Genomic DNA, 23,910 nt, shown 5'->3' with positions numbered 1-23,910 from the left:
ATTTGGAATGATCACAGAAGTAGTGCAAGAGTCGTTTTTCATGGAGGCGAACGATGTGAATGTCAACCACAGGCGCAGCAAAGCGGCGGGATCCGCCCGGAACCTGCCCCGGAGGCGGAGATGATATCCAGGCGCGATCTGCTTTTCGGAGCGATCCGCCGGTGGCGGAAAGATGATGACAGACCCGTTTCGGGCATCGGCGCGGATATCGGCGCCGCCGACATGGCCTTTGCCCGCAAGGATTACGCGGCTGCCCGCGAACTTTACAAGGCTGTGCTCAAGGCCAACCGCCTGCACAAGGAGGCCCGCGTACGTCTGGGGTTGTGCCACTACCATCTGGAGGAGTATGTTCAGGCCAAGGATACCCTGCTCATGGCCGTCCGGCAGCATCCTCAGGATTATCTCGCCCGGTTGTATCTGGGCCTGAGCTACGCCCGGCGGCGGCAGGTGGAAAAATGCATGGACGTCTGGAAGGATTTCATGAACCGTGAACATATCGGCGTGATGCGTGAAATCAACGCCCACAAGGCTCTCCATGAATGTGGCGAGGCTCTCGACGGCATCGAGATGGCGGACGCCGTGGAAAAAGCCCTGGCCCAAGGCTGAACGTATCGCACGCCATGCCGGGGCCGCAGACTCGGTCCGAAAACTGTGATCCAAGGGGGACAGCCGTGAAACCCCGCACCTGCCTCATACTCGATATCGGCAGCGGTACCCAGGACGTGCTGCTGTATCAAGATGGCCTGGAACTGGAAAACTGTGCCAAGTTCGTCCTGCCGTCCCCGGCCAGATACGTAGCCGCCCGCATCGGAGAGCTGACCGCGGCCGGGCGGGACATCTATCTGCACGGGCGGAACATGGGCGGAGGTTTCTGGCGGGCAGTGAAGGCACACCAGGATGCCGGACTGGGAGTCTTCGCCCATCCCGAAGCGGCCCTGGCTCTGGGCGACGATCTGGAACAGATACGCGGCTTCGGAGTGACCGTCACGGAACGCGCGCCCCTCAATGCCGCCCAGGTCCGCCTGAGCGACTTCGATCCGGGATTCTGGGAAGGATTTCTGCGCCACGCCGGGCTGGACCAGCCGGACATGATCCTGGCCTGTGTGCAGGACCACGGCTTTCATCCGGGAAAAAGCAACCGCATTTCCCGTTTCCGATACTGGGAAAAATTCATGCGCGAGGACGAAGGCCGCCTTTTCCGTCTGCTTTACCGCGAACCCCCGGCGGAAATGACGCGGCTTTGCGCGCTGCGCAAAGCCATCGGAGCGGGTCTGGTCGCGGATACCGGGGCCGCCGCCATGCTGGGCGCCCTGTTCGACAAAGAAGTGGAAGAAAGCGCGGCCCGCGACGGGGTGCTGATCGTCAACATCGGCAACAGCCACACCATTGCCTTTCTGGTGCGGGAGGACAGGGTCTGGGGCGTGTACGAGCACCATACCGGATTTCTGGACCAAGCCAAACTGCTGGAGCATCTGTCGCTGTTCCGTTGCGGAGGACTGGCCGGTCTGCGTGTATTCGAAGACGGCGGGCATGGCTGCGTGATTTCCGAAAGACTGCCGGGAAGTTTCGCCCGCACCGTGGTCATCGGCCCCAGAAGAAACATGCTGGCCGGAGCGGCTGGAGTCGAATTTCCCGCGCCGGGCGGCGACATGATGCTGGCCGGATGCTTCGGCCTGCTCAAAGGATGGAGAAGCCTGGAAAGCGCGTCATGAGCGCCGCACCATCCCTTCAGCACAATAAGGGCGAGCGTCCATTGACGCCCGCCCATGCCCTCTATACAGAAAATCCTCCGCCTGGGTGGTGGAACTGGTAGACACCAGGGACTTAAAATCCCTTGCCGCTCAGCGGCGTGCGGGTTCGATTCCCGCCCCAGGCACCAGCGGGATATCCTTCCAGCAAAAAAAACGGTCAGTACGCGCCGCGGCCCTTGAAGACCTCGAGGGGTGTTTTGGCCAGAATATAGATGTCAAACCACAGAGACCAGTTGCGCACGTAATAGCCGTCCAGCTCCACCCGCAAGCCATAGCTGGTGCTGCTGCGCCCGGAAATCTGCCACAGCCCGGTCAGGCCCGGCCGCACCCGCTTGTAGAGTTCGAAACCTTCCCGGTACTTCTCCACCTCCGCCCACACGATGGGCCTGGGGCCCACCAGGCTCATGTCGCCCCGCAGCACGTTGTAGAGCTGCGGCAGTTCATCCAGACTCGAAACGCGCAGAAAACGCCCCAGCCTGGTCACACGGGGATCATGCCGGAGCTTCTGCTGGCTTTCCCACTCCTCACGCAGTTCCGGATCGTGCTCCAGACATTCGTCCAGACACTCCTCGGCATTGGCGACCATGGTTCTGAACTTCCAGATGAAAATATCCTTACCGCCCAAACCGATACGCTGCTGCCGAAAAAAAACGGGGCCCGGACTGTCGCATTTGATGAGCGCGGCGATGCACACGAAAAGCGGGAGCAGAAACGGCGCCGCCAGCGTAAGAAGCACCAGCTCCGAAGCGCGTTTGAACTTCTGACGGTTCGGATCCAGCAGCTTCTGGCGGATATCCAGCGCCAGCATGCCTTTGAAGTCCAGGGCCGAAACCCACAGGCGGGTCGCTCCGAACAGATCGGGTACCAGCATGATCCGGCCGAAGCCGTGCGTGTACTCTTCCATGATGGTGTTCAGACGCTCCCGCCCCACGCCGGGCATGGCCAGAATGGCCACGCCGCCGGGCATGTTCCGGGCCATTTCCGTTGCTTCGGACAGGGGGCCGGCCACGGGAATGCCGTACATCCGGCGTCCGATCTTGCCCGGATCGTCATCCAGAAGCGCCACAGGCCTGAGACCCAAGCGGGGAGTACGCAGCATGGCCCGTACAACTGCCCGGCCGGTCACTCTGGCGCCCAGCACCACGGCCGGATAACCCCACCATCCCAGCCGCCAGCCCCAGTTTCTGGCCAGAGAACGCATGACCGGCACCAGCCCCAGAGACAGCAGCCACGCTCCGATAAAAATGGCCCGGGAATACAGATGCCCCTGACGCGAAAGAAATGTCCCGGCCGTCAGCAACAGAAAACCCAGCGTGACCGCCTGGGACAGACGCTTCAACTCATCGGGAGGGCTGAGCAGCACCCCGGGGTACAGTCCCCGCAGGGCGAAAAGGGCATAGAAAAGACTCAGGGCCGGCAGCAGACGGATATAGAGGATGAGTTCAAACTGCCCGTCGAAGAAAAAGCGCATCCCCACCGCCACGAAGGCCGCAAGGACCAGGGCCAGGGTATCCCCGGCCAGAGTCAGGGCCGTCATCCGTGCCCCGGGGGTTATCTTCCCGAACAGGTTCATACCGTCACTCCCCGGTCATGCAGAAAAGCCCGCATGTTCCGGAAAAAAGCCTCTCTGCCGAAGGATTCGGCGTGGGCTCGCACAGCCGTGTGGTCGCAATCGAAGCCTCCGGCCTCCAGCACGCCGAGAACTTCCTTCAACGCCTCCACACTCTGGCGGTCGAAAAAAAGGCCTGTGCGGCCAGGCAGTACCGTTTCCAGCGCACCGCCCCCCCGAAAGCAATGACCGGAGTGCCGCAGGCCATGGCCTCCACCGGCACCAGCCCGAAATCCTCCTCACCGGGGAAGACAAGCGCCCGGCACGACCGCATGAGTTCGCGCAGTTCTTCATCCGTGACCCGCCCGGCAAAACGCACCGAGGGTCCGGCCATGCGCCGCAGTTTTGCCCCTTCGGGACCTTCACCTGCCACCACCAGCGGCAGATTCAGCTCCGTGCAGGCCGCCACGGCCAGGTCCGCGCGTTTGTAGCCGACCAGTTGCCCCGCCACGAGGTAATGCTCCTTGCCGCTTTTTCCTCCCGGAGTGAAAAATTCCGTGTCCACCGGCGGATGGATGACCTGCGCTTCCCGGCGGTAGTATCTGCGTACCCGGCCGGCCACAAAAGCCGAATTGGCCGCGAAGGCGTCCACCCTCTGCGCCCCGGCGGCGTCGGCCAGACGCAGGTAATGCGCCACCGGGGTGGACAGAGCCCGCATGACAAAGGGCATCCCGGCCCTGTATTCCGGAGCCAGATCCCAGATATACCGCATGGGGGAGTGGCAATAGCAGACATGGACGGCGTCGGGGCGGGTGATGACATTTTTGGCCGGCCCGGATTCGGAACTGATGACCAGATCGTATTCCCGCAGATCCAGATTCTCCAGAGCCATGGGCATGAGCGGCAGATACCCCTTGTACCACCGTGCGGCTCCGGGCAGCCGGCCGATGAAGGTCGTCGTGATACGGCGGCTCCGCAACTCCGGCGGCAGAATTTCCGGCCGGCAGACATGAGTGAAAATGTCCGCCTGGGGAAAAAGCTCCGCCAAAGCGGCAAGCACCTTTTCTCCGCCGCGCCAGTTGACCAGCCAGTAATGGATAAGCGCCACACGCATGGGTTACAATCCTTGCGGCTTCCGGCATTCCGCCGGAAATTCGTTTGCCGCGATCCGCCTCAGCGCCCTTTCCAGGCCGCCCGCGCAAGGCGCGGCAGCGCGCCGATCCAGCCGCTCCAGCCCAAATGGCGATTCACCTGGGCATGGTTGTGAACGGCATGACGCAGACTTCCCCAGGACCGGACGGCTCTGGTGCCGCCGCCAGATTCCTGGTCGTGAACGGCCATGGCCGCGCCCCAGAAAATTCCTTCCAGTCCGGCATGCCGGGCCCGCAGACCGAAGTCCACCTCAAAGCCCCACTGATTCCCCGTGAAATCTTCACTGAACCCGCCAAGCCTCTCCCACGCCGCCCGCCGTAAAGCCAGGTTGCAGCCGCGGGGAGCGTTGATCAGGCATACGCCGGGCAGATCGAAGTTTCCCAGCAGCAAGCCCGCGCCGTTGATCCATCCCACCAGCCGGCCGGCACTCAAGGCCTCGGCCGGGGCAAAAGGACGGCACATGGCTTCCAGCAGGCCACGCGCCAGGAGGCCCCCCAAACCATGGCACCGGGTCCGGATTTCCCGGCCCATGATGTAGGGCGCGTCGGGATATGCCGCAAAGGCGGCCTCAAAGGCCTCCAGCCAGCCGGGACAGGGTCTGGCATCGTCATCGAGCATGATGGCCACATCCGCTTCGGAGGAACGAATGCACTGGTTCAGAGCGGCAGTGATATGCGGCTGTTCCCGATGTTCCAGGCGCAGATGCGGGTCCGACTCCACGGCGGCCGAAATCTCCCCGGAAAGGGTCCCCTGGATGCCCCAGCACACAGGCAGTTCCGGGTACAGAGCGCGCAAGGCCGCATGATTTTCGAGCAGGACCTTCTCCCGGCCATAGGAAACAACAATGGCTTCAAACCGCACGGCAGACCTCCACGGCGCAACGCCAAAGCATGGGCAGCCGCCGCCACTGCCCGCGCATCACTCGCCGGACCGCGCTGACCGCGAGAGTGGCCAGAACCAGCGGGAAAAAAAACGGAAAATGCTTGCGTACGCACAAAAGCCTGCTGCGCTGGAAATGAAAATCCGCAAGCCCGCTTTTCTCCCCTCCACGGCTTCGCCCTGCGCCGCAGGCCGCTCCTTCCCTGTGCCAGACCAGCGCATGGGGCGTGTAGGCCAGGGTAAAACGCCCCCGCGCCCGAAGCATCCAGTCGATCTCCTCGAAATACAGAAAGAAACGCTCGTCCAGCAGGCCCACACTCTCCAGAAAGGCACGGGAAACCAGCATGCTCGCGCCCAAAGGAAAATCCAGGGGCCAGGCCGCCGCCCTGCGGGCCTCTTCCGGACAGTACTTCCGGCCATTACCGTTCAGAAAAGAGCTGCCCAGAAGCGGATAATAGCGGCCGCCGCCATAAGCCTGCACCGCGGGGGGAGACGGGATTGTTTCGCGGTAGAGCACCGGCCCGCAGGCCACGCCGCGGGGAAGACCGGCAGAGGGCGCGTCCAGAGCATGAGTCAGAAAATCGAGGGCCGCCGGATGCACTACCGTGTCGTTATTCAGCAGCCAGATCCGATCGATGCCGGAGCAGGACAGCAAATAACGCAAACCCAGGTTGCAGCCTCCGGCAAAACCGAGATTGCGGGGGGAATGCAGCAGGGTCAGGGTAAAACCGGATCCGGCATATTCCAGACCGTTCCGGACGCCCAGGGCCTCACATATTTCCGCCGGAAACTCCCGTTCTGGCCATTGTCCGGCCCAGTCAGTCAATTGCTGCCACGAACCGTCGGGCGAAGCGTTGTCACAGACCACCACCCGCGGAGGAACGCAGAGGAGAGCCCGAAGGCTCTCCACGCAGGTCATGGCATCGGAAGCGCCATTGTAATTGAGGATCAGAACACCGGTCCGGGCGGCCATGGAATCATTGCACCCCTTTCTTCACATCCGCCAGACGCTGGAGAAAACGGCGCGACACGAACTCGGCATCCTCGTTATGGGACACCACATGCGGCGTGATGAAAAGCATAAGCTCGGTGTTCTCCCAACCCTTGTTCTGGTACCCGACCAGATTCTTCAGAATGGGTACTCTGGAAAGCAGGGGGACACCGGAATAGTTGTCCGTGCGCGACCGTCTGATCATGCCGCCGATGACGATGGTCTGCCCGTCCTGCACCGCCAGCATGGTTTCGGCCTTGCGTTTGGAGAAGATGGGCGAGGAAATGCCCTGCACCTGCTTGTCCGAAAGCTCGCTGACCTCCTGGGACACTTCCATGCGCACCAGCCCCGTGTCGTTGATATGCGGCGTGACCGTCAGCAGCACGCCGGTGTTGCGGTACTGCACGTTCTGCTGGGTGGTCACGGTGCCGCCCGAGGTCTGGGTCGTGCCTGTGACCACGGGCACTTCCGAACCGATGTCGATGGTCGCGGGCTGGTTGTCCGAGGCCAGAATGTGCGGGGAAGAAAGCACCTGCACATTGTTCTCCGAAGCCGACGCCTTGAGGGCGGACTTGAACCGCTGGGTATTGCCCACCACATAGGACAGGCCTCCGGCAATGGGAGTCGTCGCGCCGGGTCTGACCGTACCAAGAGAAGAATCCACCCCCAGTGTGCCCGTGGCCGAGCCGCCCAGATTGAAGATATGCTGCCACTCCACGCCCAGCTTGTTGCTCTCGTCCAGATTGATCTCCGCGATGAGCACCTCGATCAGCACCTGCCGGGGAAAGATATCCAGCTGCTGGATGACCCCGCGAATGATGCGGTAGTCGACCTCGGCACAGCGCACCAGAATGGAATTTGTGGGCTCGTCCACCACGAAGGCCACGGGTCCGCTCAGCTCCCCGGAAAATCCGGCAGTCTTGGAACCGGCCTGAGCCTCGGCCCTATGCTCCTCGGCGGTCTTCATGGTGTTGTCCACGAAGTTCTCCCCCGGCTTCGCCTCCTCGGCGGCCAGTTGCGCGCCCAGGGGCAGGTCCGTCTCCTCCAGAGATTCACTTCCCTGGGCCGCTTTTCGGGCGGCGCGGGTCTCGCGGGAGGCGAAAAGGCCCTCCAGGGATTCCACCACGGTCTTGGCGTCCCCGTTTTCCATCCGGTACACGAAAATGTTCTCGCCCTGTCCGGCCGCGGCCACGGACGGAGCGATGCGGTCCAGCTGCTGAACCCATTCCTCCACAAAGGGCAGATTGGCCTCGTTCCAGGTCAGGGCCACGATCATGTTCAGACGCGGCAGGCCCAGAAAACTGACCTTCTCCCGCCCCTGCTGCTTGAGCATGGTGGCCTGCACCACGGCATCGAGTTCCTTGAGCATTTCCTCGGCCTTCACATATTTGAGCGAATAGACCCGCATGTACAGTCCGGCAAAGGCGCTGACATCGAAAATCTCCACCAGTCGCTCGATCTTGCGCAAAGTGTGGGGAAAATCCGAGACCAGCATAATGCCCGTCTGCTCGTGACCGTACACCATGCTGCCCGGAGAAAGGTACGGCTTGACCACATTGGAGAACTCCGACACCGGCAGAAAATCGAGCTTGAAGACCTGAACGCTCTGTCCGCGCTTGCGGGCTCCGTCCTCGTCAAAGACGATACCGTTCACGTCCACGGTGGCAGGAGCATCCCCCAGAGGCACAATGCGCCAGACCCCGTTGTCCAGAGTGGCCACGGCACCCTGCATCCGCAGTACTCCGCGGAACAGCTCCCAGATCTCATCCCGGCTCATGTCGGCGTGGACATGCAGGGCCACCTTGCCCGCCACTTTGGAGTCCAGACTGTAGTTTTCCTTCAGCAGCTCCATGAACAGCCGGACCACATCGGCCAGATCCGCGTCAAAAAAATCGAAGCTGACCGGAGTGGTCTCGCCCCGCACGGCGCGGCCAGCACTGATGGTCCCGCTTCCCGGGCGAGACGCCGCCCCCTGGCCCAGCACGCCGGACAGCCGCCGGTTGAAGTCCCGGTCCTGAGCCTCCATATCCGAAAGCAGATTCCGGTTGCGCATGTCCTCGCGGTGCTCCGCCGCGCGTTCCTTCGCGTCAGGAGAGATTTCCGTCGCGTTATCCGTGAACACCGGGTCCACCAGGGAACCGGGGCGCATGGACATCTGCCGCGCCCGCTCCAGAGCCGTGGACTGACAACCCGCCACCATGATCATGGTCATCATCAACATACCCGCCAGAGCGGAACGTGCTGGATTCATGCTATCTTCCGTTATGAGCGCGAAAATCCGCGCTATTGTTTGCGGTAAACCGGTCCGAAAGGCGTCAGGATCTTCCGCATCTTGCCTTCCTTGACCAGCTGTTCATTTCTTTCCTGAATGGCGTCAGGCGTCTCTTTACGGGGGGCTTCGCCCACCACTGAACTGGCGGGAGGAGCGGCCGCCTTGGGGGCCTCGGTGCTGACCACCGCCTGCTGCTGAACCGGCGCCTGAGCCGCCGCCTGACGGGAGTGATCGTAGAGTCCCACCTGAAATTCCGCGCCCGCAGAGTCTTTCATGATCACCCGATCCGGCTCGATGCGCACCATCGTGAACACCGGGCCATCGGCCTTGCTGGGCTTGGCCACGCCCCCCTCGCGCAGCAGGAGCGTCTCCGGCGGGTTGAAGGGCCGGAAATGAACCATGGCCGTGCGCGTATCTCCCACCATGGCCGTTCCGCGCAGTTCCACACCATCACGTTTGGGCGGCGGAGGAGGAGCCTTGGGCTCTTCGGGCACCTTCTCGGGCTCGGGCGGCGGAGGAGGAGTCCAGGCCTTGCGCAGAGGCGAAAACACATTCTTTTCCGCGATCACCGCCACTTCTTCTCTGGCTGGAGCGTGCCGTTCAAACAGCAGTTCCCATCCGCCGGAAGAGGAGGGCTCCACGCCTTCCCGCGCCACGTCCGGATCTTTTACCGCCGAGGCGCGCAGATAACGCCGTCCGAAATCAAACCAGAACAGCCCGGCGGCTGTTGCCAGCACCAGGGCGACCAGGGCGTAACGCTTGGCGATGGAAATCTTGATCATAGAGCGTATGCCTTGAGGGCCGCGTTGAAATTGTAGAGCCGCTCCTCACTGTCCCCCAGCCGCTTGATGTCCATGGATTCCACGAACACGACCGCGTCCTGGGTTGAAATATCGTACAGAAAATCGTTCAGTACGCCGATTTCCGTGCGGCAGCTGATGGCCAGCCGCATTTCCTTCAGATCTCCCGTTTCGACGGCTTTCAGTGTCTTCAGAGAGATGATGGGCAGACCGTTTTTCTTGGCCACGGCGTTGACCAGATCCTGAAAGCGGACCTCGGCCAGAGCGATGCTCGGAGCCGTGAAAAAACGCTTTCCGACCACGCCTTTCTCCACATTGTCCAGATCCGCCTGCATTTTCACGTACATGTCGCGGTTGGCCAAAAGACGCGTGTAGCGCTCATACTCCATCCATTTGGCTTCATAGCGGTCGCGCAGTTCCTGGATGCGCCCGGCGCGATAATCCGCCACAAAACGCACGGCCATGGCCACAGCCAGAATTCCGGCCAGAGCCATCAGAGCCAGCCGTCGAAAGGCTTCGTCGGTCCATAATTGACGCATGCTCCCTCACTGTGGGCTGATGGTGGCGGCGATGCGGAAGACTTCAAGCTGCCCCTGCCGGGTCACGGGAGCGTCGAAACGCGCATCCTGAAAAAGGGAGGAAATCTCCATCTGTTCCAGTACGAAGGTGGCCGAGGGCGCGTTGCCCGCCACGACGATCCGGCGTTCCTGTATCTGCAGGTTGTCGAGCCAGGCCCCGGCAGGCATGAGTTCCGTCACTTCGCGCAGGATCCGCCCCATATCCACGTTGCTGGCAAAAGTCCGGGACCAGCGCTCCATGCGTTTTTCAAAAGCGGCGCTTTGCTCACGCATGTTGATGAGTGAATCCGCCTCCTGGCGCAATTCCCCCACCCGCTCTTCCAGAGCCGATACCCGGCGCTCCCAGACCAGCACGTCCCGAAACGGCAGCAAGAGCAGTGTACAGACCAGCAGCGCGGCAGCCCAGAGCACGGCCTGCCGCGCCCGGCGGCGGCCACGGATGGCCCGCTCGGAAATGACATTGATCCGGAAACGGCGCGGCCCGCCCAGATCGAGCTCTTCGGGGGCGATGGAACGGGCCTCCGGCACTTCAAGAGCGGGCCCCAGTACCGCCACGGAGCGGCTCTCCACGCCGTAGCTCTCCAGCAGTCCGGCGGCCCGGGCCACCAAGGCCGAAGGGCTCTCGGCACCGCCCTGCTGCCAGCATATCCGCCGCCCGTTCCAGATGACCGCATCCGCCGCGCCGCCGCGCGTCAAGGCCGCCACACCCCCGTCCGGAATGTGCGGAAACAGGACCATGCAGGCGGGAAACACCGTGGCCACCGGCACGCCGGCCGAGCTGAAGCGGTCCATCACCGCCGCAAGAGTCTGCCGGTGCATGAGCGTCACGGCCACAGCCACCTCTCCCTGCTCCTCCACGGCGTCGAATTCCCACCGGAAACCATCCAGATCAAAGGGCACATGCCGCATCAGGGAGTAACGCACGGCATTGTCCAGGTCGTCGCGGGCAGCCAGAGGCAGGGAGAACTCCACCAGCGTCATGTCACCCAGGGGCAGGCCCACATGGCACAACGTGTCTTTGCCCACGCCCAGTTCTTCCCTGGCCGCCAGCAGGGATCGGGACAGGGCCTCGCGATCCGCGCAGGCCCAGCTGCGGGCGTGCGTGGACCGGCCACGGCCGCCCACATGAACGGAACGCACACCGATCAGCTCTCCGGGCAGGAGCAGAAAGGTCATCTGCCCGGGAAAAAACACGGTCCAGTCAAATTTCTTCACTCGCTCAGCATCCTCGTGCCTGTCCGAACTCCCGGTCCGGGATCGGGATGACGGGCCACCCGCGCCACAACACTTTGGGGGTTGTGCAGTACATGGAAAAAACGGTCAAGTTCCGAAGCCGCCACCAGACCGGTCTCCTCGTAAGCCTCGGTCATCGCCATGATCGGATTTTCCCGGCGCAAAGCCACGATAGCATCGAGCTCTTCCGGAGTCAGGCTGGGAGCGATATGAAAGGTCATGGGCGGGGCACTGTTGATATCGAGCTTGGCGCTTTCGCCCCCCACGTCCAGAAAATCCCGCAAACCCGGATGATCCGGTGTGCCGTAGAAAACATCCGGCGTCACTCCGCGCACCAGCAGGAGCTCCTCGATATGCTCCATCGGTGCGTTCTTGCACGCGTACGGTACGGACAGGCCCGCATAGTAATCACCTTCGGCTCCGTCCAGATGCAGCAGATTATCCGCATCTTCCCAGTCGGCCACGGCGGCCATGATGGCCAGCCGGGCCTCCTCGTCCGCCACTCCACAGGCTTCCAGGATCGAAAACCACAGTTCCGGCGTCATGGCCCTGAGCGAGATACGACCGCCGACAGGTTCCAAGCGCACGAAAAATTCCTCGCCTTCCATCTCCAGAGGATAGGCCTCGTGCCGGGGATACCACATGACCGAACGCTGCTCCTTCGTCAGGCTGTCCTCCAGGCCCGAAGAGAGAAAACGCTGACGGTTCAGGGTGTACAGCTCGTACCGCGCGGCCGCGATTTCCAGGGCGCTGGCAAAGAGATGATTTTCCCGCATCAGACGCAGTTCGTTGACCAGCTCCTGCGTCTTGTAGCGGGTGGTCCGCGCGTAGCCCAGCGCCACTATGGTGAAAAGGGCGATGAGCCACAGCACCGCCATGAGCACGAAACCCCGCTCCCCGTACGCCGCCCTCATTCCCCCTCCAGTTCGATTCTGGTCCTCGCCTCGGTGGAATTGGCGGAACCCGTGGCATTGGTGGAATTATCCGGCACCGGCCGGGTGACCTCGATGAACCCGAACTCATCTCCCCGGCGCAGGCTCAGACGTATGCGCAGCGGAGGCTCTTTCTCTGTCCACCGCTCCGAGGGCAGAAGTTCCAGATCGTGCGGCTCCAGCACGGACTCCTCTTCCTCGGGGAGCGCGGTTTCGTTCGTCGCATCAAAAGAAAAAGCGGCCTCGTCGGCTTCTTTGAGCAGCACGGACCTGTCCAGCAAATCTTTTTCAATGGACGCCACCGCAGCATCCTGGCCGCCAGCCTGATACAGGCGCACCAGCTCCGAAAAATCCACCTCCGGCACGTCGGTTTTGTAGCAATACAGCGCCACACCCTGTTCCGTGGGTTCAATGAAAAGCAGAGTGAAGAAAAGTCCTCCCCGCACGCTTCTGTGCGCGCCCAGGCCGTGCGTCGTCACGTAAGCCAGCCGGTCCGCGCTCCCAAAGAGAAAGGGATATACCCCCCGCTCCGTGGAAAACGTATAGGACCTCAGAGCCTTCCAGTCTTCCACCAATAAGCGCGTGCTCACGGCCTCCAGCCTGAACCGCGCGGTCTGCTCCTGGCTCGCGCTCCAGGTACGCGTCACGGTGGAATAGGCCGTGTACACCGCAAGCACGATGACGCTGACAATGACCATGGACACGATCATTTCCAGCAGCGTGAACCCGTGCGTCCCCTTCATGGCGTGAGGAACTCCGCGAACCGGTCATGTTCGTCCCAGACCACATGCTCCCGGTTTTTCTCCAGGAAAACATGCAGCCGGTCCTGCGGTTCCCGGCGATAGGAAAAAAGGCGGACCGCCCGGTCCGAGGCCAGATCGCGGTAATCGAAGACCAGCTTGAACAGATCATGCCCGCCCGTAACGCCCGTCCGCTCGAAAGCGTCCCGGAGAATGACCGGATGCAGAGTCAGCGTCCATTCCCCGGTTTCCGTGCTGTTGCTCCATTCCAGCTCTTCCCAGGGCAGAGACCGGGGAGCCACGGCGTCGAATACGGCCTGGGCTTCGGCCGTAATCACGAACAACTCCCGTCCGTGCAGACTCAGATTAATACTGCCGGACACCACCTGAAAGAGGACTCCAAGAGATACGCCCACGATAACCAAGGCAATGAGGGCTTCCAGCAGCGTGAAGCCACCGGAAGTGAAGGCCGTGCAACGAATGCCCCGGCAATGGACGGGTGCACCCGCCGGGGGCCGACGTCCAGAAGAGACACGAAAAATCAGGGGGAAACACGCAAAGCGAAGGCGTTCAGGAAATATCCGCATCCGGGCTCTCCTCGAACCGGAATGTCGTCACTCCCAGCAGCGGGTCCACCTCGACGCGAACCGCGTCGTCTCTGTAGCGCAGCGTCAAAACACCGCCCAGGGCCGAGCCATCCATGAAGTACTCCATGAGCAGCAGATTCCGGCTCTGGTCTGTGATCCCATCCACGGCAAGCTGCATACCACGGGGCAGGGACAACGTTCTGGGAAGCAGCGTACAGGAAATACGGCCCGTTTCACGGTTCAGCAGACACTGCGCCGGGCGGCCTTCCGTCAACGCGGTGCTGCGCGCCAGTTGCAGATAAGCGACCAGACTCACCCCGAAATCGCGCAAGGCCAGACTGTCCCGCTGGCGCGCATTCAGACCGAAAACCAGAGAGGCGAACAGGGCCATGAGAAACAGCACCACCATCAGCTCCACCAGGGTGAAGCCGGAGGCGTCAGTTCTCCCAGCTGTTGACATCGGCGTTTTCATCCTCGCCGCCGGGCTGGCCGTCCAGCCCCAGACTGGACAGGTCGTAGGGGCCGTGATCACCCGGACTCTTGTAGATGTACGGGCGGTCCCAGGGGTCTTTGGGGACGGGCTTGCGCAGGTAAGGGCCGCGCCAGGTGTCCACACCCTGCGGTTTCTCGCGCAGGGCGTTCAGCCCCTGAGAGCTGGTGGGATACATGCTGTTGTCCAGGCGGTAGGAATCAAGGGCCGTGCCCAGCATTTCGATCTGCGTCCGGGCCGAGCCCGTTTTGGCGGTGCCGACCTTTCCGAAAAGCTGAGGGCCGACCAGACCGGCCAGCAGGCCCATGATGACCATGACGATCAGCAGTTCGATCAGGGAGAAACCCTGGGAAGCGTGTTTGTTCATGAGAGATTCCCCGTTTCTTCAAGGTTGGAAAATGGAGATGGGCATGATGCTTTCTTAAGGGCGGAATAGCGCGGCGTCCAGCGGCGTATCATATAAAGCGTGGCGGGTGATAATGCGGCGATTTTCCAGGCAAAACAATGTTTCGGAAAAACAGAAGCCAAACCGCGCGACGGCATTTCCTACATTTTCATGTCGTTGATGCTGAAGATGGCCAGCAGCATGGAGATGACCATCCCGCCGATGAGGGTGCCCATGACCAGAAGCACCATGGGCTCGAAAAAGGAGCTGAACACCTTGACACCCTTTTTCAGCTCCTTGTCGTAAAGCTGACCGACCTTATCGAGCATCATCCCCAGCCGGCCCGTTTCCTCGCCCACGCCGACCATGTTCACGGCCAGAGGCGGGAAGAGCCCGGATTTCTCCAGGGCGGCGGACAGCACCATACCTTGCTTCAGATCGTCATGGGCCTGCCCGATGGCTTGGTTCAGCAGGGAATTCATAACCACCCCGCGTACGATCCGCATGGACTGCAAAATGGGGACTCCGCTGTCCAGAAGAGTGCCCAGGGTGCGGCAAAAGCGGGCAATTTCAATCTTGCGCTTGAATCCGCCGATGCCTGGCAGACGCAGCACCACCCGGTCCCAGGTCTGCCGTCCCTGATTCGTACGCAGGGCCAGAACCAGACTCATGACGATCCCCGCCAGCGCCAGCAGCATCACCCACCACCGCCGCTGCATGATTTCCCCGGCAGTGAACATGAACTGAGTCACGGCCGGAAGCTCCATGCCCATGTCCGTAAATACCTGGGCGAATCTGGGCACGACCACAATCAGCATCACTACCAGAGACACAAGGGAGGTCACGGTCAGGATAGCCGGATAGATCATGGCTCCGCGCAGGAATTCCTTCAGCTCCTGCATGTCCTCCAAGTAAGCGGCCAGACGGTTCAGGATAAGCGGCAGCGCTCCGCCCGTCTCTCCGGCCCGGACCATGGATACGAACACCGGCGGCACCTTGGGGCGCTGCCTGTCCAGAGCCTCCCAGAAGGGAGAGCCCTCACGCAGATCCTCATGCACACGCGCGAGCAGAGCGTGCAGATTGCGGCGATGCGCATTCAGGTCCTGAAGAATATGCAGTCCTCTGGCCAGGGAAATGCCCGACTCCAGCAGCACGGCCACATCCTGGGCAAAGGTGATGAGATCACGCGGGGACAGACGCGAGGGGAACAGGGTGATATCCCACTTTCGCCCACTACGTGCCGAAGGAATTTTCTTCCGCCGCCGGGATGCCGCTCCGCCCCGGCCGGCCGTGAAAGGCGAAGCCTGTACACGCAGAGGCGTCAGCCCCTGAGCCTGCAAGTGCAGGATCACATCCCGCTCCCCCCCGGCGGCGGGATGCGAGCCCGTGACAATCTCGCCCTGGGCATTCACGGCCCGGTAATAGAGCACAATCGGACCTATTTGCTGTCGAAACCAAACTTCATGGGTTTGCGAACCAGCTTCCAGCCGCCGTCCACATACTGCCATTGCTGCTGCAACGGCACTTCAAGCCGGGCCCCAAACATGGAGACGGTGGCATTAATCGTCACCCGGCCCTCGCTTCCCGTGGCGTTCACACTGTCCAGTCTCAGATTGGAATAGCTCGCTTTCATTTTGGACATGGCCAGGGGCACATCCACATCCGGAAATTCATACTTGCGCAGGGTATCCGCATCCCCGGTTTCCATGGCCGCCACGTAGGCCGTAGCCGCCTCGCGCAATCCTTCTTCCGTCATCTTGTCGCCACAGGCCCAGAGTGCCACACAACACAGCAGACACAATAACGTCTTCAATCTCATTGGGATTCCTTCTGGTAGGATTTGATGAATTCTTCCGGGCTCATACGCAAGTACTGCGTACGCTCCAGTTCGTCCACACGCTTGGAAAGCGCCGACTGCTCCCGCCAGGCCAAGTCGAGCATTTCCGGATCGCCGATAACATGTTCATCCACAAGGATGTCGCGGCCGCTGACCCGTTTCTTGTCCTGTACACTCAGTACCGCCACCTGCTTTCCTTTGGCCAATGGGACGAAGGCAGGTACATCTTCCGGAAGATTTACATTGGCGATGACCGCATCGAATTTTTTCAGAAACCCTTTCGTTTCCGCATCAGGCTGCCGGTCTGCGTAGTAAAGAAGCACGCATGTCCGATCCGCGGGAAGAGTCGCGGCGGCCAGCCATTCCCGGGCACTTGAAAAACGCGGGTCCGGGCCGTCATATGCGCCGAAAAAGCGAAACTTCCGGCCTTGGGCGTCCGTGTGATCAAATTCCCTGAGCACCCTGAAGGAGGCGTTTTGCCCCTGAAAGTTGGCAGACAGAATCGCCGTCTCCTTCAGGAAACCCTTGCCCATCAAGGCAATGTCTCCGGCCGTGAGATTCAGCAGGGAATAGCCCATGGCGTCCATGAGCTTCAGCAGAACTCCTGACCGTTCCTGCTCCACAATCTTCGGTGAACCGGAATTTACACCACCCGCATCCACTACGAGCAGATCGTTATTCTTCTTCAGTTCCTTGAATACAGCCGCCAGCCTGGCCGCTCCCCCGTAAGAGGCCCCCTGTCAACCAGGACATGGTTCAACGGTGCCCCGCAAATCAGCGGTCGCGGCGATTTCCAGGGCCAGAGCGTTCACGCTCCAGCACAACAACAGACAAAACAAACACAATTTCTTCATGGTTTCCCTTATTATTCGATCAGCAATAGAGCTTCAACGCGTTACGGCGTATAGCCCGCCACCGCCGATAAATTATCCGAGCCGTACAATACGCCGCAGCCCAAAGGCGCGGAGGACCGAACCTTTAAGTATACTTTTTCCGGAGAACGTGCGGCCGTAAAAACCCAGGGTTCATACGCATCCAGTACCCGCCGCTCGGAGCGCAGCATCTCGCCGGATGCTCCAAAATACTCCAGCACGACTTCGCACGCCCCCGCATTGGCATTATCCAGAATCACTCCCGCCCACCATGGCGCGTCCGGCAAATGCGGCACCAGGATTTCCGTTCTGGCCTGATCCGGACGGGAAAGAGGCAGCATGGCCCAGTCTCCTCCGCTGGCTTGGTAACAGGCATGGGCCGCCATACTTACATCCGAACGCACATGCAACGTCTGCCCTGTTACGGGCAAAGAAGCGGTTTCGATCTCCACTAAACGGCGAGGCGGCACAAAAACTGTACGCAGACGCCGTCCGTCCGCAGTCTCGATGCCCACTTCCACCGTCGTGGCCCAAGGGTTCAAAATATGCAGGGTCGTCCCCCACCCTTCGGCATTGGGATAATGGGAGAGCAGAAACTCCCGCCCGAACTCTCCGGCAGCAGGCACCATTTCTGAAGAAGAACGATCTACAAAGCACGCCTCAAGACTCACTCTGGCGGAGCCAAAATCAATGGCAAACTGACCAGGAACTCTGAGATAAGGAAGCGGCGGCGCTCCCCAGGAAAAAAACCGGAGTTCACGGGGAGCGAGAGTTACACTCGTATTTACAACCCGGTTGGCCGCCCCGAGCCATCCGGTCCCTTCGCCCTCCCAAGCCTCAATGGTACCATTTACTTCTCTCGCTTCGTGATTTCTGACATAAAATGCAACGGCATTCCCCTTGTTGGAAAAACGCCCATACACGGCATGCCTGCCGTGAGCAGGAGGCGTGGAAAATGCATTTAAGCCCGAAATATTGGCGCTCAACCCTACCAGCCCGAAAGGTAGAGTTTTTCCAACAGTCACCTCAAAGTGTTCCGCCCGCCCAAAGGCCCAGATATCAAAATCAGGCAGATTCACCAAGTGGCTGAACTTGGAGTTCCCTGTAACGGGCAAGGTCTCCGAACGGAGGGGAGATCCATTTCGAGCCCGCGCCGTCAACAACAAAGAACCTGACTCGCCAGCCGGGAGGTTAGGCACTCCAGCCAGTCCCGTCCATAGCAGATTAGCGTCCCGGCGGGTCATGGTCGCCAGAGGCGTACGCGCCAGATCATAACGCAAAGTATAGGGGATAGCACCCAGCTGCGGATCTGCCGTAATAGTCAAGGTGGGGTTTGCCCTCCGGGTCAAATAACGGATACGCGGATTCGCTTGGCTTACGGTTTCCGATAAAAGCAAAATCCCATCAGAAATACTTACAGAAAGGGATGCCTGCCGATTGGGCAAAGAAAATTCCACTTCCAGCCATTCTCCGGCCATGGCGTCCAAATTGCCGCTCCAGGTCCCCTCTGCGAAAGCGCTGAAAGCGCCGGGGCGCAAAAAGCCTGTGGACAGATCATCGGTTTCGGTCCTCACGGCAGCGATGACCGCCTCCATGTCAAACCCGGCAGGACCTTTACGCTCCAGACTCGACCATAAAGCCCTAGGATAATCCGAAACACTGTCTCCAGTCCAAATTCCCCGCGTATACTGGCCTTCACTGTTTTTATACAAAGTATAAGTCTGACGCGTCACCGCTGGGAGTATGCCTACATAATCAGGGAAAACCCCGTTAGCCGCATACCAGAGCAGAGTGTCGAATTCCGTCCGATCCGTAAAATCGGCCTTACTTACCTCAGCCCGATAGGCCGGATAAAACCACACCTCCCTGTCAGTGCCTAAATTCACCACAAAAGGCTTTCTGTTCTCCTTCAAAAAACGGAGAATCCATTGATGAAAAACAAGCGGGTCATAGCCATTTCCCCTGTACGTGACATCATGCGTGTGGGCCAGGGTCAGAAATGCTTTTTTATCCCCAACCCCCAGGGGGACTCCACGAAATACCCCCCCCTGGTCGGTTCCGGCTCATGGGCAGCCGCCAGTGCCCAAGCATGACACAGTCCAAACCAAGCCTCGCCGTCAGGCTTGAAAAAATTTTGCACATACCAGCTGGTAACGGCCGCGCTCTGGGAAGAAGAGATGCCTTCTAACTTCTGCAAGACAGTAGGGTGCCCCCTGTAGCCAACACCCGTATGCATGCCGCCCAGACGCGAGGGCCACCAGTATCCGGACCACGGGATCATGTCCGCTTCATATACTTCTTTCTCGGTGGCACTCAGAAGCACCGCCGGGAAAAAAAAGAACACACAAAGACACTGAACAAACATTACGCTGACTTTCATCTTCATACTCCCGAAAGACAGATGACCGTGCAGTGTAGACAACAACCGACAGTTCCTTTCGACAAACAAGCGTCATTGCCGCTCAGCCCGGAAGCCTGATCCGATTATGGCCCTGAGTTCCGCTGAATCATCCAGAACCAACACCATCTGGCCAGCCTGGGGTGTGGGAAGATTTTTTGCATCCTCCAGAGAACGTGCACGAATTATGTCCATACAATTTCTAAAAATCATACCGCCGGTATATTCTTCAGTGCAGATGTGGTTCTGGGAGCTCTCCGAAGGTATATGCATAATCAAAGGCATCGGGATGTCAGCGACAACCAACGGGCCACGCACAAAACGACGAGTCAGACCCGAGTTGAATACAATCCGAATCTCTTTTGTAGTCTCATATACAGTATACAGCGGTTCTGCCTGGCCTCTTAGAAAAAAGGCGACGCTATTTTCTTGTATGGAGTCAGTCTTGTTCGTCTCCCATTGAGTTTTTTGGACATTTCCTAATGGATCTTGTGTCCAAACGGTCCACACTTCTGCTTGGGCCAAGGATAATTGTAGATAAAATATTATTACGCAAAAAAAAAATTTTTCATGACGTCCTCTTTATTCAGAAAAAAAATAAATTCATAAGAGCAATACCAAAAAGATGCACACGACAGATCTGATAATTTGGCATAAATTTAAAATCAGCTCACTACCTACTCATGTTCATGTAATGTTTATGGAAATGCATAAAGAGTCCAACACTGCGATAAAGATAAAGTCATTATTCTTAATGCCAAAGTAAAAGGCGGAGGGTCACCCCTCCGCCTTTTTGTTACGTTTATGAAACAAACTTAAGGCACCGTGTAACCCATAGACTGGGCGCCATCAGCCATCATGGCAAAGCCATTCAAATTGCCACCCACTGCAGCCACAGAGATGTAGCAGCGGACAGCACCCATGGGAGAGGTATTCGCGGGATTAGCAACAAAACCGGCCTCTTTAGGCAGATTTTCAACCAGCTTCACAACCATGCCGCCAGCCGGAACTATCAACTCCAAAGTACCCTTGTTGCCATTCTCTTCCACAATCGTCAGAGTGGCATTTGCATCAGCGGCACCGGAGTTGACCAGAGCCATACCGTTCCAATAACCGTCAGCGGTTCCTGCAAAGTAGGGGAAGAAGAGCGAACCCGCCGGAGCAGCCGAGGAGCACTTATCAACCATGGTAAAGAGGTTGCGAGAACCAGAGTACACCGTCTGGCAGCGGCCGCGTTTCAGGGTAACCTTCAGGGTCACGATATCCCCGGCAGCCAGACCAGGCACGGCGATCGTAGGCACATCGAAACGCAGATATTCCATCGCGGCGATCATAGCCGGGGTCAGCACCATTTCGCCCCTGATCTTGGTGATCTTTTCGTCGTCAGCGCGCACGCAACCGGGAACAGGAGCAGCCATAGTGGTCGCGCCGGTACCCAGAAACCGCTCAATGCTTCCCAGAGCAGCAGTATTCACGTAAGCTTGGATCATCTGCGCCCTGTTCTTGGCCAGCTGAATACCCTGGGGAAGTGCTGCGAAGTACGCACCCTTGTCACCGCCAGCGCCATTCACCAGGATTTCCATCTCCAACAGGTAAATACCCGCCTGGAATCCGGAGCCAGAGTGCAGCGCATAATGCCCAAACATACCAGCATCGTAAGTCTCGCACATTCCTGTTGCATTATAATAGGACTTGTCGCAGCCAGAGGCACCGCCCTGATCACCAGCAAGCGGCACGGGAGCGGTCAGGGCCTTCTTCTGCGGAACCTCAGAGATGGGTTTCGTACCCACAATGGCAATAACAGAGTCAGCAGGCGAGAAGGTGTATACCTTGGGAGCGGACTCCAGATAAATGCGAACCTCATGCGCCGCATAGTCAGCTGCAGTCTGCACACACAAAGAGTTGTCCACACCCATGACCCGAAGGGCTTCGTTATTGTTCAGAGGCGCACCAGCCAGCACCGCACCCGTCGTAGCATTAAAGAAATCACCAGTGCTGGCGTTGTAACCGACTTTGGTCGCATCCAGCATCTCGCCGTCTGTAAAATTACCTTCGGAGTTGAACAGGACGATCTTCATGCCCGTGTTATTAGCCTCCAATGTTCCGTTCAGAGGCAGAATGCGAATTTCATCCGTCCCAACGGCACCAACCACACGAAAGACGACATCCTTGCCGCCTACACCAATGGCCTTGAACTCCTGCTGCACCACGCCGGTAGTCTTAGGGGCACCGACAGTGCTTGTGCCGTCGGCAATGCGCACATACACATCAATGGGCTGGCACAAGGTAACACCGGGGCTCAGACGCCCAATGATTTCCGCAACGGAAGGACTCACTTCTGTTGCATTTTCAAAAGTCAGAGTCACCGAACCGGCCTGACTGCACGCACCTTTAACGATAGGCGGAATTTCCGTAAACGGATGCACATCATTTTTGGCAGCATACGCATTTGCCGTGATGAACAGCATCACCAGCATGACCAACACAAGTTTCTTCAACATAAACTTCCTCCATACAATTTGGTTAAAAAACTCATTTCCATCCCTTAGGGCCACTGGCCCTTCCCTTGCGGGAAAATATCACCGCGAAACTGTTTTCTCACAACCCGCCTCCTAGTTGAAAGAAAACAAACTCTGCTGCTGTCTTTGTCAAGGCTTCTAATTGGTTCCGGCAAAAACTGTCAACCTAAAAACGCAGTAAAAACTGGAGACGCAACTCTCCTTCTCGCCATAAGCTAAAAATCAACTACAAGCTCTGCCATCATACGTCAATATGAGAGACCACTTCAGCTCAACCCCATGGGAAAATATTTGACTGTTTTGTGCCAGGAAAGCAACATTTAAAACGATTATCCATGCGGCAAGACTCACGTTTTCCGCTCAATCTGAGAAGCATCCCTCCATGTGCCAAGTCCAGCCGTAGATATCCGGCCTGTCCACACCATTTCAGGTGGAGCCCCCTTCCCTCCAGCACGATGGACAAATTTATTTGTAATAGACCTTGATTTCATTGGTCATGACCGTGCCCATGCCCGGCGTGGCCTGCCCGCTGGCGATGACGACGTTTTCACCCGGCCGGAACAGGGGGCTTTCCTGCACGAACTTCTCCGCCCGTTTCTGATGGCTGTACGGCTCAATGGGGCTTTCCACCGGAATGATGCTCCAGAAAAAATTCATCCAGCGCATGACCCGCGTGTCCGTGGTCATGGCATAGATGGGCTGGGCCGGACGGCGGGAACTCAGGTATCTTGCTGTGGCACCCGTGGTGGAGTGGCAGACCAGAGCCGTGCTGTCGGCGTTCTCGGCCATGAGGCAGGCCGAATAAGCCAGAAACTTGGGCGGATTTTTCTCGGCCTTGGGCACATAGGGCCCGCCGATGCGGTCCAGATAATACGGTTCGGCGTACTGTGCGATTTCATTCATGAAGCGCACGGCCTCCAACGGGTAGCTGCCGATGGCCGTCTCCTCGGAAAGCATGACGCAGTCCGCGCCGTCCAGCATGGCGTTGGCCACATCCGTGGACTCGGCCCTGGTGGGCAGCGGGTTCTTGACCATGGAAAGGAGCATCTGCGTGGCCACGATGGCCGGTTTCTGGGCATGGCGGCAGGCCCGCAGAATTTTTTTCTGCAGGACGGGCAGTTCCGCCGGACTGCATTCCAGCCCCAGATCTCCCCTGGCCACCATGATGGCGTCGGCCGCGTCCAGAATGGAATCCAGCTTGTCCACGGCGTTCTTGCGTTCCACCTTGGCCACCACCGGGATCCAGGTGCCGTGCCGGGAAATTTCGGCCTTGAGATCGTCGATGTCTTCCCGGCTCTGCACGAAGGACAGGGCCACAGCGTCGATGCCTATGTCCAGCCCCTGATGGAGGTCGCGCCGGTCCTTCTCGGTCATGGCCGCCACCCTGAGCGTCTTGCCGGGAAAGGCGATGCCCTTGTTCGAGGTCAGAATGCCGCCGGTCTGGGCCTCCATGACCACCAGGCGATCGGCCTCCACCACCCGCGTCACCCTGAACTGCAGCATGCCGTCGGACAGGGAGACGGGCATGCCCTCGGCCAGCCCTTCCAGCAGCTCCGGCACATCCAGGCTGATGAACAGCCCGTCGCTCCGGGACGCCATGTCCGGCGTGCCGAGAAACACCTGGTCGCCCTTGGAAATCTGGCGGGGCGAACCGGCCACCTCACCAATACGGATTTTAGGGCCGCACAGGTCGCCCATGATGGTCAGACAAAGGCCCGTTTCCTTTTCCACTTCCCGGATTTTGCGGACGACCGGCGCGAAATGGGCCGCGTCGGAGTGGGAAAAGTTGAGCCGGAAAACACGCACTCCAAGGAGCGCCATTTCCTTCATGATGTTCTGGTCCATGGACGCCGGGCCGAGAGTGGCCACGATCTTGGTGCGCATAGGTGTGTCCTCTTCTGGTTACAGATTCTGGCGGGAAGGGCTCGCGAACCCGGAAGAACGG

23 protein-coding genes and 1 tRNA gene are annotated in these 23,910 nt (G+C 59.5%); 3 read left to right on the top strand and 21 right to left on the bottom strand.

Going from position 1 to position 23,910, the window contains the following annotated elements; all coding sequences use genetic code 11:
• Window positions 1-120 precede the first annotated feature (120 nt).
• From AXF15_RS05460 to AXF15_RS05450, 3 genes are all read left to right on the top strand, one after another.
• Window positions 121-606, top strand: a complete 486-nt coding sequence (locus tag AXF15_RS05460; protein ID WP_066604417.1) for a tetratricopeptide repeat protein — start codon at window positions 121-123, stop codon at window positions 604-606.
• Window positions 607-671: 65 nt separating this feature from the next.
• Window positions 672-1,712, top strand: a complete 1,041-nt coding sequence (locus AXF15_RS05455) for a DUF1786 domain-containing protein (protein WP_066604416.1) — start codon at window positions 672-674, stop codon at window positions 1,710-1,712.
• A gap of 79 nt (window positions 1,713-1,791) precedes the next feature.
• Window positions 1,792-1,879 (top strand) — tRNA-Leu (locus tag AXF15_RS05450).
• Between the two features lie 29 nt (window positions 1,880-1,908).
• Here AXF15_RS05450 and wbaP read toward each other — a convergent pair.
• The 21 genes from wbaP to pyk form a co-directional block, all read right to left on the bottom strand.
• On the bottom strand, window positions 1,909-3,324 hold the full coding sequence (wbaP, locus tag AXF15_RS05445; protein ID WP_083517887.1) for an undecaprenyl-phosphate galactose phosphotransferase WbaP: 1,416 nt from the start codon (window positions 3,322-3,324) through the stop codon (window positions 1,909-1,911).
• Window positions 3,321-3,464 (bottom strand): hypothetical protein, encoded by a 144-nt coding sequence (locus AXF15_RS14530; protein ID WP_236884837.1) that lies wholly within the window; start codon window positions 3,462-3,464, stop codon window positions 3,321-3,323. The genes wbaP and AXF15_RS14530 overlap by 4 nt, the downstream gene beginning before the upstream one ends.
• On the bottom strand, window positions 3,461-4,414 hold the full coding sequence (locus AXF15_RS05440) for a glycosyltransferase (protein ID WP_236884836.1): 954 nt from the start codon (window positions 4,412-4,414) through the stop codon (window positions 3,461-3,463). Before AXF15_RS05440 ends, AXF15_RS14530 begins: the two co-directional genes overlap by 4 nt.
• A 59-nt stretch (window positions 4,415-4,473) precedes the next feature.
• Window positions 4,474-5,313 carry a glycosyltransferase family 2 protein gene (locus AXF15_RS05435; RefSeq protein WP_066604415.1) on the bottom strand — a complete coding sequence of 280 codons (840 nt, stop codon included), beginning with the start codon at window positions 5,311-5,313 and terminating at the stop codon, window positions 4,474-4,476.
• Window positions 5,303-6,304: a glycosyltransferase family 2 protein gene (locus AXF15_RS05430; RefSeq protein ID WP_066604412.1), complete on the bottom strand. Its 1,002-nt coding sequence runs from the start codon at window positions 6,302-6,304 to the stop codon at window positions 5,303-5,305. Before AXF15_RS05430 ends, AXF15_RS05435 begins: the two co-directional genes overlap by 11 nt.
• 4 nt (window positions 6,305-6,308) lie before the next feature.
• Window positions 6,309-8,573 carry a type II secretion system secretin GspD gene (gspD, locus tag AXF15_RS05425; RefSeq protein ID WP_066604408.1) on the bottom strand — a complete coding sequence of 755 codons (2,265 nt, stop codon included), beginning with the start codon at window positions 8,571-8,573 and terminating at the stop codon, window positions 6,309-6,311.
• A 32-nt stretch (window positions 8,574-8,605) separates the two neighbouring features.
• Complete coding sequence (locus AXF15_RS05420; protein ID WP_066604407.1) at window positions 8,606-9,376, bottom strand: hypothetical protein; 771 nt, start codon at window positions 9,374-9,376, stop codon at window positions 8,606-8,608.
• The gene (gspM, locus tag AXF15_RS05415; RefSeq protein WP_083517886.1) at window positions 9,373-9,933 is read right to left on the bottom strand and encodes a type II secretion system protein GspM; all 561 of its coding nucleotides are present in this window, start codon (window positions 9,931-9,933) and stop codon (window positions 9,373-9,375) included. Before gspM ends, AXF15_RS05420 begins: the two co-directional genes overlap by 4 nt.
• Window positions 9,934-9,939: 6 nt before the next feature.
• Window positions 9,940-11,187, bottom strand: a complete 1,248-nt coding sequence (locus AXF15_RS05410) for a type II secretion system protein GspL (RefSeq protein WP_066604404.1) — start codon at window positions 11,185-11,187, stop codon at window positions 9,940-9,942.
• Entirely contained in the window at window positions 11,184-12,119 is a 936-nt protein-coding gene (locus tag AXF15_RS05405; protein WP_066604401.1) for a type II secretion system minor pseudopilin, read from the bottom strand. Before AXF15_RS05405 ends, AXF15_RS05410 begins: the two co-directional genes overlap by 4 nt.
• Window positions 12,116-12,880: a prepilin-type N-terminal cleavage/methylation domain-containing protein gene (locus AXF15_RS05400; RefSeq protein ID WP_066604398.1), complete on the bottom strand. Its 765-nt coding sequence runs from the start codon at window positions 12,878-12,880 to the stop codon at window positions 12,116-12,118. The genes AXF15_RS05405 and AXF15_RS05400 overlap by 4 nt, the downstream gene beginning before the upstream one ends.
• Entirely contained in the window at window positions 12,877-13,464 is a 588-nt protein-coding gene (locus AXF15_RS05395; RefSeq protein ID WP_066604395.1) for a type II secretion system protein, read from the bottom strand. Before AXF15_RS05395 ends, AXF15_RS05400 begins: the two co-directional genes overlap by 4 nt.
• Window positions 13,448-13,924 (bottom strand): prepilin-type N-terminal cleavage/methylation domain-containing protein, encoded by a 477-nt coding sequence (locus AXF15_RS05390; protein ID WP_169793605.1) that lies wholly within the window; start codon window positions 13,922-13,924, stop codon window positions 13,448-13,450. The genes AXF15_RS05395 and AXF15_RS05390 overlap by 17 nt, the downstream gene beginning before the upstream one ends.
• Window positions 13,902-14,321, bottom strand: a complete 420-nt coding sequence (gspG, locus tag AXF15_RS05385; RefSeq protein ID WP_066604391.1) for a type II secretion system major pseudopilin GspG — start codon at window positions 14,319-14,321, stop codon at window positions 13,902-13,904. Before gspG ends, AXF15_RS05390 begins: the two co-directional genes overlap by 23 nt.
• A gap of 179 nt (window positions 14,322-14,500) precedes the next feature.
• Entirely contained in the window at window positions 14,501-15,769 is a 1,269-nt protein-coding gene (locus tag AXF15_RS05380; protein ID WP_066604390.1) for a type II secretion system F family protein, read from the bottom strand.
• Between the two features lie 8 nt (window positions 15,770-15,777).
• The gene (locus AXF15_RS13990; RefSeq protein WP_066604384.1) at window positions 15,778-16,158 is read right to left on the bottom strand and encodes a hypothetical protein; all 381 of its coding nucleotides are present in this window, start codon (window positions 16,156-16,158) and stop codon (window positions 15,778-15,780) included.
• Window positions 16,155-16,799: a hypothetical protein gene (locus tag AXF15_RS05370; protein WP_151192295.1), complete on the bottom strand. Its 645-nt coding sequence runs from the start codon at window positions 16,797-16,799 to the stop codon at window positions 16,155-16,157. Before AXF15_RS05370 ends, AXF15_RS13990 begins: the two co-directional genes overlap by 4 nt.
• A gap of 272 nt (window positions 16,800-17,071) precedes the next feature.
• Window positions 17,072-18,961 (bottom strand): hypothetical protein, encoded by a 1,890-nt coding sequence (locus AXF15_RS13985; RefSeq protein ID WP_151192294.1) that lies wholly within the window; start codon window positions 18,959-18,961, stop codon window positions 17,072-17,074.
• Between the two features lie 80 nt (window positions 18,962-19,041).
• The gene (locus tag AXF15_RS05360) at window positions 19,042-19,428 is read right to left on the bottom strand and encodes a hypothetical protein (RefSeq protein WP_151192293.1); all 387 of its coding nucleotides are present in this window, start codon (window positions 19,426-19,428) and stop codon (window positions 19,042-19,044) included.
• Window positions 19,429-20,261: 833 nt separating this feature from the next.
• Complete coding sequence (locus AXF15_RS05350; protein ID WP_151192292.1) at window positions 20,262-21,947, bottom strand: hypothetical protein; 1,686 nt, start codon at window positions 21,945-21,947, stop codon at window positions 20,262-20,264.
• Between the two features lie 483 nt (window positions 21,948-22,430).
• Window positions 22,431-23,849: a pyruvate kinase gene (gene pyk, locus AXF15_RS05345; protein ID WP_066604371.1), complete on the bottom strand. Its 1,419-nt coding sequence runs from the start codon at window positions 23,847-23,849 to the stop codon at window positions 22,431-22,433.
• Window positions 23,850-23,910: the final 61 nt, after the last annotated feature.

The sequence above is a fragment of the Desulfomicrobium orale DSM 12838 genome (assembly GCF_001553625.1).
Lineage (GTDB): Bacteria > Desulfobacterota > Desulfovibrionia > Desulfovibrionales > Desulfomicrobiaceae > Desulfomicrobium > Desulfomicrobium orale.
The sequence above is the reverse complement of the archived record's forward strand: the minus strand, read 5'-3'. Positions and strand labels throughout refer to the sequence as shown.